This window comes from Alteromonas sp. 1_MG-2023 (assembly GCF_030547075.1).
Taxonomy (GTDB): domain Bacteria; phylum Pseudomonadota; class Gammaproteobacteria; order Enterobacterales; family Alteromonadaceae; genus Alteromonas.
Window position 1 is genome coordinate 139,303 of sequence record NZ_JAUOQH010000001.1, and the last position, 12,302, is coordinate 151,604.

9 protein-coding genes are annotated in these 12,302 nt (G+C 44.0%); 3 read left to right on the forward strand and 6 right to left on the reverse strand.

Annotation, left to right across the window (positions count from 1 at the left end):
- Nucleotides 1-21: 21 nt before the first annotated feature.
- The 3 genes from nagA to Q4561_RS00600 are packed head-to-tail and all read right to left on the reverse strand — an operon-like array spanning nucleotide 22 to nucleotide 2,293.
- Entirely contained in the window at nucleotides 22-1,155 is a 1,134-nt protein-coding gene (nagA, locus tag Q4561_RS00590; RefSeq protein WP_303456566.1) for an N-acetylglucosamine-6-phosphate deacetylase, read from the reverse strand.
- Nucleotides 1,155-2,144 carry a BadF/BadG/BcrA/BcrD ATPase family protein gene (locus Q4561_RS00595; protein ID WP_303456569.1) on the reverse strand — a complete coding sequence of 330 codons (990 nt, stop codon included), beginning with the start codon at nucleotides 2,142-2,144 and terminating at the stop codon, nucleotides 1,155-1,157. The genes nagA and Q4561_RS00595 overlap by 1 nt, the downstream gene beginning before the upstream one ends.
- Nucleotides 2,138-2,293 carry a hypothetical protein gene (locus tag Q4561_RS00600; protein ID WP_303456571.1) on the reverse strand — a complete coding sequence of 52 codons (156 nt, stop codon included), beginning with the start codon at nucleotides 2,291-2,293 and terminating at the stop codon, nucleotides 2,138-2,140. The genes Q4561_RS00595 and Q4561_RS00600 overlap by 7 nt, the downstream gene beginning before the upstream one ends.
- 216 nt (nucleotides 2,294-2,509) lie before the next feature.
- On the opposite strand from Q4561_RS00600, the gene Q4561_RS00605 reads away from it, so the two are divergent.
- Entirely contained in the window at nucleotides 2,510-3,160 is a 651-nt protein-coding gene (locus tag Q4561_RS00605) for a sulfotransferase family 2 domain-containing protein (protein WP_303456573.1), read from the forward strand.
- A 47-nt stretch (nucleotides 3,161-3,207) separates the two neighbouring features.
- On the opposite strand, the gene Q4561_RS00610 is transcribed toward Q4561_RS00605, so the two are convergent.
- From Q4561_RS00610 to sbcD, 3 genes are all read right to left on the reverse strand, one after another.
- A complete protein-coding gene (locus Q4561_RS00610; RefSeq protein ID WP_303456576.1) occupies nucleotides 3,208-4,788 on the reverse strand; it encodes a diguanylate cyclase in 1,581 nt (526 codons plus the stop codon).
- Between the two features lie 215 nt (nucleotides 4,789-5,003).
- The gene (locus Q4561_RS00615; protein WP_303456578.1) at nucleotides 5,004-8,681 is read right to left on the reverse strand and encodes an AAA family ATPase; all 3,678 of its coding nucleotides are present in this window, start codon (nucleotides 8,679-8,681) and stop codon (nucleotides 5,004-5,006) included.
- Entirely contained in the window at nucleotides 8,678-10,063 is a 1,386-nt protein-coding gene (gene sbcD / locus Q4561_RS00620) for an exonuclease subunit SbcD (RefSeq protein ID WP_303456580.1), read from the reverse strand. Before sbcD ends, Q4561_RS00615 begins: the two co-directional genes overlap by 4 nt.
- 191 nt (nucleotides 10,064-10,254) lie before the next feature.
- On the opposite strand from sbcD, the gene Q4561_RS00625 reads away from it, so the two are divergent.
- Nucleotides 10,255-11,553, forward strand: a complete 1,299-nt coding sequence (locus Q4561_RS00625; RefSeq protein ID WP_303456582.1) for a PAS domain-containing methyl-accepting chemotaxis protein — start codon at nucleotides 10,255-10,257, stop codon at nucleotides 11,551-11,553.
- Nucleotides 11,554-11,641: 88 nt separating this feature from the next.
- Nucleotides 11,642-12,250, forward strand: coding sequence for a YigZ family protein (locus Q4561_RS00630; protein ID WP_303456584.1), 609 nt, complete (start codon nucleotides 11,642-11,644; stop codon nucleotides 12,248-12,250).
- Nucleotides 12,251-12,302: the final 52 nt, after the last annotated feature.

The window sequence follows — 12,302 nt, forward strand, 5'->3', positions numbered from 1 at the left end:
TTGTCTTTGCTATTTCTGTAGCTATTGATGCGGAGCCTTAGCCGTGCCTTTTACCCAAATGTTATGCAGCGTTAAATCATCTTTCACTAACAGTACATTGGCATATTGCCCAACTGCTATACTCCCGAGCTTTTGCTGTATGCCCATAAAGGTGGCCGGCGTGCTACTGGCCATTGTGCTTGCGTGAGTAAGGCTGATACCTAAATCTTTACAGGTGTTAACTACTGCGCCATGCATATCTAGACATGAACCTGCCAGAGTGCCATCAGGCGTAGTCAGTTTACTTCCGCTTCGTTGAATTTCTGTATTGAAAAACGCAAGCTTATCTAGGTTGCTCCCCACATGGGCCATAGCATCGGTAACCAGCATTATTTTATTTTCGCTTTTCACCTTTATGGCCAATTCAGCGCTCTTAGGGTGAACATGGTGGTGATCAACTATTAACCCGCAATACGCACTATCGAACAACAATGCTGCCCCTACCGCTCCCGGTGCACGAGACGTAAATGCCGACATGGCGTTGTATAAGTGGGTAAACCCTGTCGCCCCTGCAGATAATGCATCGCTTACCTGTTCGAAGCTTGCATTGGTGTGCCCTAAAGCCACCACTACCCCCTCAGCTACCATTTCTTTGATAAAACCAAGGCTGACCGTTTCAGGGGCAACGGTGAGTAATACCTTTCCTATATCTTTTCTACATAACGTAGCCAGTTCGCTATCACTAGGCGTGCGAATAAAGGTTTCTTCATGCACGCCTTTTTTGGCCGCACTTAAAAATGGCCCTTCAAAATGAATACCTTCAATATTAGGATGATTGTCGGTAATGGCTTCGCTTACCGCATCGGCAGCCTGAGCCATAATAGTGGCGTTGTCTGTGATAAGTGTGGGCAGCATACTGGTAGTGCCGAATTGTAAATGGGCATTCGCCATGGTTTTAAGCGCATCATACGTGGGCGTATGGTTAAACAATATTCCTCCACCACCATTTACTTGCGTATCGACGTATCCAGGAATAAGCGTTCCTTCAATAATATTCCTATGTTCTTCATCATTGGCGTCACGCATATCATAAATAACGCCCTGCTCTATACATAGGGTTTGACTGCTCTTGATTCCCGATGGGGTCAATACTTTGCTTGCGGTAATTGTTTGCATTACGCCTTTGCTACCTTTCGTTTTGCGAACTGAATAGCACCCGCTTGAGGTGTTGAAAGTGGTGCGGTTAGCCTAGCTTGAATATCAGCGTCTAATAGTGGTTGGTAAACATAACTTAATCCACCCATTAAACAAATGGGAAAATCTTGATTGCCACTAAGGGTTTTCGCGATACCAGTGAGATAACTAGCGCCTTGCTGAATAAATGAATTAGCTACCGTACAGCCCTTCTTGTGTGCAGCGACAACGCAAGGTGCTAAAGTGCCATATTCCTTCCCCGTAAAACCAGCTACTTTTGTTACCAGTTCGTGGGCAGTTGATACTGCCAAGCTCTCGCAGACCATTGAAAATAAATGGCCTTGTGGTACTAAGTTGTCAAATACTAATAAGCAATGTTTAACCGCTTCAAGTCCAAGCCAACTGCCGCTGGCATTGTCGCCAATTGAAAGCCCGTAGCCACCTTTGTCGTGAAAACCAGCATCTTGATCAGATGGATGCTTTCCAGGTTGTTGAAAAACAGTGGCCGCCGAGCCAGTGCCGCAAATAATCAAACCACCTGAGAGGCCATTATGGGCGCCTAAACAAGCAGCGTGTAAGTCACTGATGACGGTTAGTGATTTAAATGGATGGTTTAAAGCAAGAAACTGTTCTAATGCACTGGGAATATTAGCGCCAGCAAGCCCTGCGGCAAGATGTATCTGGCTGAGTTCGATTGTTTGATTGGCTAAGCTAATGGGCTTGTGCAATTCGCTAATGGACTTATTCACTTCGCCAACGTGCTCTTTCAGCACGCTAACGGGCTCATTCAGCACGCTAATGGCTTTTTCACTAGCAGTGATGATGGATTGCATGGCAAGGGCGGCATTGGTCATGATATTGGCAGAGCCAGCCTCGGCAGTGCTCAACACATTACCCTGCTCATCTTCTAGTTGTACCCTGCAATGGGTGCCGCCGCCATCTACGCCGATAAAGTAACCTTGGTTTACCACTTTGCTGTTCCTGTTCTTGCTTCAGTTTTGGCTTTCATTTCTTTTTCCGGTTCTATTGCTCTTGCCATTACCCCTACAAATACCATTGCCTTTGCCTTTGTCTTTACAACTGCAATGCCAGCCCCTCCCCTTTTTATTTTATCTACCATGCTGCGGTTATCCATTTTAGTAGATGCTAGCCCAGCAGTGTTTTACTGCATATTATCATAGCTTTACTTACCACCATCAAAAAGCCAATTTATGCACTTCATGTCGTGGTATCTTTTACTTATTATTGAATAGGCCACCAGCATCAATCTGTTTGTCATATTTACCTGTCACACTGATTCGATGCTTGAAATCGGGTTTCGCAAGGATAATAACCGATGCTACTTTCTCATAGTAAACAATTCCTCTTTGTACATATTGCCAAAACGGGTGGCACGAGTATTCGTGATGCACTATCCCAATATCGGTGGGGACATCGCTATGCGGTAGCGCAATTTATTACGAACAAGATGAGTCAATTATGTGGGCATAAGATTGGCAGTCGCTTTCCTCGCCACTCACGCATTATTGCTGCAAAAGAAATGCTACCAGAAGAGTATTTTAATGGGTTGTACAAGTTTGCCGTAGTGAGAAACCCGTGGGACTTACAGGTTAGCTCGTATCATCACATTAAGCGCGAACGCCCTCATGTCATGGAAGGCCATGAAACCTTTGCAAGCTTCATGCAATGGAAGTTTAACCCTACACGTCCGTATCAGTATCACATAGACACTTCACTGCAATTACAAAGCGATTACCTTGTAGATTTACATGGCAATTTATTAACTGACTTTATTGGTCACTATGAAAATTTGCAGCAAGATTTCGACGCAATTTGCGAACACCTAGCCATTCCTACATCAACACTTCCACACAAACGTAAAGCCACAGACAGAAGTAGCTATCAAGCGTATTACACCGATGAAATCAAATCCCTAGTTGATAACCATTTCGCTCAAGATATTCAATTATTAGGCTATACGTTTTAACCTCATTACTAACTGTTTTTTTGGCAAACTCTTCGTTACATTTCCGCTTAAATAGGTTGCGTCATTGCACTTTGATGTGCCTTTTTTTGCTCATACATCAGTGTATCAGCCTGGTCAAGTAACGCCTCTAGGTCGCTACAAGGCATATCTGTAATCAAGCCCCCTACACTGGCCGAAACCGGAATTTGTGCGTTTAGCGTTTGTATAACTAAGTCACTAAATCTGTGCTGAATACGCTTTACCAATCGCTCAGATTGGCTTCGGCTGTGGCAATAGCTCAACACCACAAACTCATCCCCCCCTAGTCTTCCCACCACATCTTGCTCGCGGCATTGCCCTTTAAGAATTTTTGAAATAATACGTAGCACATCGTCACCTGATTGATGCCCAAACGAATCATTAATTCGTTTGAAATTATCCACATCAATGAACATCAAGGTAATGAAGCCACCATGGTGATTGAACTCATCAAGCAACACTTTCGCAGCCCCTTCCCATCCGTCTCGATTAAGAATATGACACAAGGGGTCGGTAGCTGCCCGTTTAAACGCGGCCATCCTGTCGTCATCTAACTTTTTCACTTTTTGCGCGGCAGCAAAAGCAAATATCAAGGCTTCTATAGTGACGGCAATAATAAGCCCGTACCGCTGCATGAACGGACTATAGTCTTTCAAATAAAACCTAGCGAGCATAGCCAGCACGATAATTGACACACCAAGTAGTACCAAATTTGCGCAGTGCACCTTGTGATACACGGCGTAGATGATTGCAGATAAAATACCAGCCATAATCACCAGGGTAAGCTTCGACATGAGTTTATTAACTTCCATACTCGCGTCACTACTTAGCACTAATTGCGCGCTGACTAAAATCAACACCAAACAGGTTAGGTATTGCAGCGACTTTCTTTGCCATTTCTTTAAAAGCGCTTTGAAATCGAGTAATTGATCTAAAAAGCGTAACGACGTGAATATGGTTAAACCCGCGAAGAACACACTCAGTTGTAAGCTATTTACAAAGAGAACTTGCGGAAATAAGGTGTGAACTAACCCCTCTTGTAATAAGAAGAATATACCTGCACTTGCCACGTAAAAGCTGTACGAATAGAAACCGTAACTTCGCATGCTGCGGCCTAACACCCCAACATAAATAGAAAGCGCAAAGCAAAAGCCCACAAATGCACTTAAGGTTAATGTGTGAATTGTATTAAATGCTTGGTAATCAGGAACCGATGATATTTTGGGGTGTATGGTTCTGCCAAACTGAGCATCTACATCTAAATGGTAAGACGTTGAGCCAGCGGCAAGAACATAAGCTTGTCGTGCACTAAGAAGTTCGTCTTGCTGCACAGGCTCTGGCTTCTGTGAACTGTGCTCTGGAGCTTCTGTTCTATATAACGCGGCTTGATTAACGAAGTTTCGAGGAAAGTGAAAAATATGCGGGTGATCAAGGTCGCACTCAAAGGTTAAGCGTTGCTCACCTTTCACCATTTGAATAGGGTTACCTACCTTGCTTTTTAACGGCGAAGTAATAACGCACGAGGCGAAAGCACTCCCACAAATTAAAAAACACAACGCGGCAACGGCAATCAGAAGTATGGCTGACCGTCTTGCATTTAAGTCGCACATGGAAGTTGTTCGCCTCCAACAATCTGTACTTATGCAAGTTCCTCTTTGCTTAAAATTACCTTATAAGTTGTTCTCGTGACTAATGCATTATCGCCTTCGAAACTACAACACATATTTAGTCGGCATCACCTTTAATTTCGTAGTGTTGCATACGATACATATTTAAAGGCTGATTTAAGTGTAGCTTTAAATAATAGTCAGCGCCAAAAAAATCGTCAAATTTTTGTCGCTGAGTACTGATTTTCCAACGCGCTTAGCCCTACCCCATTTCGTTTTATCACTTTTAATTGGGTAGGAATTCGTTCTTTCATCGCTTCAATATGGCTAATTACACCTATCATTTTCCCGCTAGCGTTTAGGTTATCTAGCGCATCTAAGGCTACGTCTAGGGTTTCGGCATCTAACGTACCAAAACCCTCATCTAGGAATAAAGAATCGATGCTCGTTTTAAAGCTCACTAAGTCAGACAGGGCCAGCGCTAGCGCTAAACTCACCAAAAAACTTTCCCCCCCTGAAAGTGTTTTCGTATCGCGGACTACATCACCCTGCCATGTATCTAACACACTCAAGCCCAAGCTATCTTTTGTATTGCGGGTAAGCTGGTAACGCCCGTGTAATCTATCGAGTTGTTGATTGGCTAAGCGCACTAAATTATCTAAGGTGAGCCCTTGGGCAAAACGCCTAAACTTATCGCCACTGGCCGAACCAATAAGAGAGTGTAGATAAGCAATATCATCATACGAGGTTTCAAATTCCCGCAATTCATTAATTAAACTTTGCTGCTTCTCTAGGGCTTGTTGATTGCTGTCTAGTTGTTGCGATATTTGCCCTTGCTGCGCAAGTAAGCCATCTTTCACTTCACTTTGCTCATGCAGCCTAGCTTGTGTTGTTTCTATATCAGTTTGCTGCCACTCAGTAGCCTTGTTATGGGCGAGTAAAGCCCTATGCTTTTGCGTGATCTTGCCTAATAACAATTGCGCGTTTTGCTGTTCCCGTTCAATCACCTGCTTCTTCTGCACTAAACGTTGGCGTTCTTCATAAGGCAATAGGGCTTTTAAAAACTCGCCTTCATTAGAAAAAGGGCTTTGGCTCAAGGCTGTATCAAACTCGGCTTGCTTGGTCTCTTTCGCGCTTTGTTTTTGTTCTAATTCGGTTGTGAGTATCTTTAATTGCGCATTCGCATTTTCTAACTCACGCTGGGCATGTCGAAGCGCAGTGTCAGATTGCCTAAATTGCTGCTCTGTTACCGACACCCCGTTTTGGACTTCACGTCTAGCAGTGGCGATATCGCCTTGGGGAAAGAGCGACTTACGTGTGGCAAGATGCCCATCTCGCTGAAATTCAATTTTTTGAATACTTGTTTTATATAATGAAATGTCTTTTTCAGTAGATACCCTGGCTTCATTTAATGCAAGTAGCTTATCTTCCAGACTTTTTATATCATGAGACATCGTATTAAATGCATTGGTTTGTTGCTGAAATGCTTCAACATCGTGCTGCTTTTGAACAAGCCATTCAGTTATGTTGCTGTCAGGCGCTACGTTTAAGTGAAAGCTTTCAATTTCGTGAACCAGCGCACGTCGATTATTGGCAAGCGTGCTCTGTGTGTTAGATTTTGCACTGTTTAAGTCGCTAAGCTGAGCTTCTAGTTGGGCGACCTTTGCAGTTAATAATGTAGTCTCATTATTAATGGTGTCTATCTGCTGCTGATGCAAGCGCGTTTGGTTTTTGGCCTCGTTAAGCTTCTCTTCGCCATTTCTTATCAGGTTAAGCTGTTCATTCAACTTAGATAGGGTTGCCTTGCAGGTTTGCTGAAAATGCTTGAACGATTCACTATCTGCTATATCAAGCTTGGCATTTAATGTAACCATCGCCTGTTGCCAATCTGTTTCAATTTTAGCAAAAGCGGCTGTAGCGTCTGCCATCACTTTCTCACACTGCTGCTTTTCGAATTCTGCCGTGCTTATTTGCTCCCGCTTTTGCGTACCCGCCTTTTCAATGCTCTCTAATGTACGAGTTAATTCATCCCGTTTTGCGATAGTTTCAGGCACATCAATATTCATTAGCGAAGCATCATGCTCGGTGGCGCCGCATAAAGGGCAAGCTTCGCCTCGCGATAGCGCGTTACGTAAATGAGCAAGCTCTGCATCTAGCTTTATTAACGACTCAACATCTTTTAGATGGCTCTGGGTTGCTTTGTAATTCGCCGCTAGGTCTGCACGCTCTTGTTTAAGCGTATCTATTTGTGAATGCAGCGAACTTTGCAATTTTGTATTTTCTAAATGGCGCGCTTTGTGACTACTGTACTGTTGCTGCCATTGCTCACAGGCAGCAAGAACAGGCCAGTTGTTGTTAAGCACGCTTATTTCAGCATTAACACTGGCTACATTACCATTACTGAGTATTTCAGCCAGCCCAGACTCACACAACGACACGACCTCTGCGCTTTGGGAATATAACCCTGACAGTTTGCTTTTGTTACGTTCTTTACCTGACAACTCGGTAACGGCACTGTCTTTTTGTTGTTGGGTTAGCGCTATCTTTTTTGTTGTTTCAGCAATGGCAATTTCATCATCACTAAAACGCGCTACTTTTTCTTTCCAGCCACTTATTTCGCCCGCTATTTTACCGTCGGCTTGATGCGTTGTTAGGTAGGTGGTTAAGGTCTTTACTGTGCGCTTTTTACCTTCAAGTTCATCAGAAAAAGCGTGGTGATTTTCTTGCGTCTTAGCCTGCTTTTGAATGGAATCTGCTAATGCTTGCTGGTTTGTATCAAGCCGATTAGTAAGCGTATTGATTTCAGTATCAAGGGGAAGCACTTGCTCGTTAATCAAGGTTTCAACACGCTGTTGATTTGCTTTCGCTTTAGCTAAATCAGCCTCGCTGTGCTCAAATGCAAGTAGCGAGGTTTGTTGCTGACTTTTTAATTGGGGTAATTGTTGTTGTTTTAGCGTTAGTTTGTTAGCAATACGCTGCACATCTTCGTTTAACTGGCTAAGTGCTGAATGAGGTAAACGAAGCAACTCGGCGGGCTCACCTGCCACCAACAGCGCTAACTCGTCTTTCGCTTCGCCATAAACCTGATTAGCTTGAACTAGCGCTGCGTTCGCGCTATCAAGCTCTATTTCCATTTGTTTAGTTTCTTGCTGCCATTGCAGTTGCTCGCGCAGCGAGACTATTTCAGTGTTGATACTAAGTAACTGTGTTTTAAATTCAGCTAGCTGAAAAGTAAGTTCACTATGCTGCGCTTCACTAAGTAGAGCTACACCTTCTAGCTTTAGTTTGAATTCGCGTTTGGTGGTTTCTGCTGCTTTGTACTTTTCATGAATAGCTTGTGATAGCTGGCCGTAAATTTCTGTGCCTGTAAGCTCTTCGAGTAATTCAGCTCTATCCCCTTCGTTGGCATTAAGAAACGCGGCAAAGTCGCCTTGGGAGAGCATCATCGATTTAGTAAAGCGCGCAAAGTTAAGCCCGGTTAGGCGTTCTATCTCTTCACTTTTTGGCCTAACTTGGGTGGCTAACACCTTGCCAGATTCAACCTCGGCTAATTCCACATCGGCTGATTGCAAGTTTCCGTCGGCCTTTCCTCTAGCACGTCGCATGCTCCAAAAAGCGCGATATGCTTTACCTTTTATATCGAACTCAACTTCTGCCAAACATTCAGACGTACCTCGGGTCATAATATCGTTCGAGGTAGCCGAAATAGTGCCTAAGCGCGGAGTTTGATGATAAAGGGCTAGGCAGATAGCATCTAGTAACGTGGTTTTACCCGCCCCTGTAGGACCGGTAATGGCAAACAAGCCATTATCGATAAATGGAGATTGGGTGAAGTCTATCTTCCACTCCCCTTTTAATGCATTTAAGTTTTTCAGCCGTAAGGTGAGAATTTTCATAGCTTGTCCTCACCGGGCTGTTCACTTGTATATTCATTTACCTGTTCAGCGCTTTTGATGTTGTCGTCAGGCTTTGCATCGGTAGCATTGGCCTCTTTTCCCTCAACTTTAACGCTAACGTTATCAATATTGTCCCCCTCGTTGTCTACATGGGCCAATTGCACATCATCAACCACCTGCTCAAACAAGGTTTGAATACGTTGTTTCCTTAGCTTGTCGTCATCAGACTCAAACGCTTCCAAAGATAATCTTGCATTGAAGACTTCTTGCACTGACAGCTCACTTAAATTTACATTTTCTTTCGCAGAGATAGCGTTGCTTCGTTGTTTGCGCATACGCTTTAGCTGCAATATTTCCGCAGGCTTGTCGTCTATTAACGCCTGAATGCGCTGCTGAAGATCGGTGAGATAATCTTGGGTTTCTACCTCAATGCATAACCATGCAGGTTGTGCTTCAGTGGCGCTTTTAACCGCCTCACTTTGTTGCAAGGCAAGCGCAATGTCGTCTAGGTTTCCGCGCAGCACCTCCATTGCTTGAAAGCGTGGAATTGGCATACTTTCAACCTGAACGAGAGACTGTTTTTCAAACGTGGCAATTAGCACCTGCTTTTGTGATTTAAGTTCATCAAAGCTTAAAGGGATAGGCGAGCCGGAATAGCGAATGTGATCGCACCCAGCCACTTTTTGTGGCCTGTGAATATGGCCAAGAGCAATGTAATCTGCCGGCGGAAAACCATCGGCGGCAAACCCTTCTAGGGTACCAATGTAGATGTCCCGTACACTTTCAGATTGACTCACCCCTAAAGCAGTTAAGTGGCCCGTTGCAATAATAGGTACGCTAACGTTTAGTTCATCTCGCTTTTTCAGCGCGATTTGATAAAGATGCGCATAATGCTGTTTAATTGCCTCGCCCAATGCTTTGCGTTTCTCAACTGCCGATTCTCCCGCTTGGCTTTTTAAAACATCACGGGCACGAATGAAAGGCACCGCGCACAGTATTGCGCCTGTTTTACCTTTTCGGGTAGTTAAAGGCAACACTTGCTCTTGCGCATCGCCATAGGTGCTAGCAATAACGTGGCAGTTTAAATAAGACAGTAATTCTCGGCTTTCATTTAACACAGATACAGAATCGTGATTGCCCCCAAGCACCACCAATGTGCAGCCCATACCTTGAAATCTGCCGACAAGTTGATGATAAAGTTCCCGTGCGTAACTCGGCGGTGTACCGGTATCAAAAATATCACCCGCAACAATCACTGCATCTATCGCTTCTTGTTCAACCAAATCAACCAGCCATTTAAAAAATTGTTCGTGTTCACTTTTGCGGCTTTTAGTAAAGAAACTTTGGCCTAGATGCCAATCGGAGGTGTGTAGAACTTTCATATAAAAATGACTCTGAAATGCTGTTGAGAATGGATTGAAAAGGGTTTAAAGGACTAAATAGTAATCGCGTTTAGTTAGTGATTATTAAATAACATACCTAATCCCCTATAGATTGCACCTATTGTCTAAACGCCCTTGCTTCAATTTAGCACTATACTTTTGTCACTTTATTAGAAGTTAACGGTGCCGACATGCTTGTATCCAGTTCACGATATAATAAGGAAGTTTCCTCACTCACGGCCGAGAATTCCAGCTTAGCAACTATGCTAAGTACATTAAAAGAAAACCTCGCGTACGCTATATACGCTGAAAGAGGGGATTGCTTATATGCATCATCTCGGCTTTTGGATATTTTAGCCCGCTCAAATAGTGGGGCGCCATCCTTCAATCGTAACGATCTTCGTGTCCCTGGTACTCAGAGTGACAATGATTATCGCCTATTTTGGCAGTCATTGCTAAACGGTGGATCTTACACGAATACCGTTGCGATGAAAGCAGAGACAGGCGAGACTAAGTGGCTAACGGCCAGTTACACTCATGTACCGAACGGGGACACTGTAGAAATTCACGCCATCTATCATGATGTAACTGAACAACAAAACGCGGTACTTTCTGGTAAAGCCATTACAGATGCACTCAATAAATCAATGGCAGTTATCGAGTTTGAGCCTGACGGGACGATTATTACTGCCAATGAAAACTTCACCGCGACGGTTAAACACACCCTTGATGAAATTAAAGGCAAGCATCATCGCTTGTTCTGTAAAGACGATTTTTATCAGAACAACCCAAACTTCTGGCAGACATTAGCGAGTGGACAATTTTCTTCAGGTACTTTCGAGCGGATTAATGCTGATAAAGAAACCTTGTGGCTAGAAGCTACGTACAACCCCGTTTTCGATAGCACCGGCAAAGTGGTCAAGGTCATTAAGTTTGCCTCAGATGTAACAGCACAAGTTCTAGAGAAACATGCAATAGCTCAAGCAGCCGAGTTATCCGTATCTACGGCTGAAGAAACGTCGCAAATTGCCGCAGATGGGGCCTCATCACTTCAGCGCAGCATCGATGTCTTTAAAGTTACATTAGACGAAGTAGACCAAACCAATGTATTGATGCATGAACTTAGTGAGCAGTCACTGAAAATCGAAACCATAGTTACTACTATCAGTGGAATTGCAGATCAGACTAACCTTCTTGCATTGAATGCAGCTATTGAAGCCGCGCGTGCGGGCGAACAAGGCCGAGGCTTTGCTGTGGTTGCAGATGAAGTTCGACAATTGGCACAACGTACCAGTGACTCCACCGTTGAGATTGAAGCAGTAGTCGCAGAGAACCGTAAACTGGCCGACAAATCTACCAGTAAAATGGCAGTAGTTAAGGAAAACGTTGATTTAAACAGTCAGCAAATTACTCAAGTACAAAATGTGATGGACGAAATCTTAAAAGGTGCAGTAAACGTGTCAGAAACCGTTTCTGGCATACTACGTTAACGTTAAAAAGCCTCTAGTGAAGTAATAAAGTGCTTAGCGTTGTTGTACCTGTATTTAGCCACTAGCGAAACTCAGGTACAATAGCGTGATGTCATATCCCGTTCCCGCTCAGCAGGTTGAAAGCCTGTACGAGATAAAAAAAAGTAAGTTTATTGCCTTTGCCGCCTTTGCAGATAGTCGCGAAGCTGCGATGGCACATCTAGCAAATGTGAAGCAGCAATACCCAGATGCTCGTCATCACTGCTGGGCTTATTTACTTGGCAATCCGCACTCACCATCAAGTGCCGCAATGGCCGACGACGGTGAACCCAGTGGTACTGCAGGAAAACCCATTCTTAATGTATTACAGCATAAAGGTGTGGGCGATGTAATCATTATAGTTACCCGCTATTTCGGTGGTATTAAATTGGGAGCCGGTGGGTTGGTACGTGCTTATTCCGCCTCAGCGCAGCAAGCGATGGAACAATTGCCAACCCGAGAAGAAGTACGCCTTTATGATGTGTGTATAGAGATAGACTTTAAGCATGAACAATTTATTCGGCATTTATGCGAGCAGTATTCAGGCAAAATACTAAGTTGTGACTATGCACAGCACGTTACCGTGAATGTGCAGTTACCCAATCAAGCCATCGATGAATTCAAAGAAAAAACGGCTGCTATGGCTATTGCCTTTGCTCTTCCCGACCGCGAAGCATAAAAAACCTGCTGATGCAGTGAATTGCGCTCAGCAGGCTTGCTAGTCTTGATGT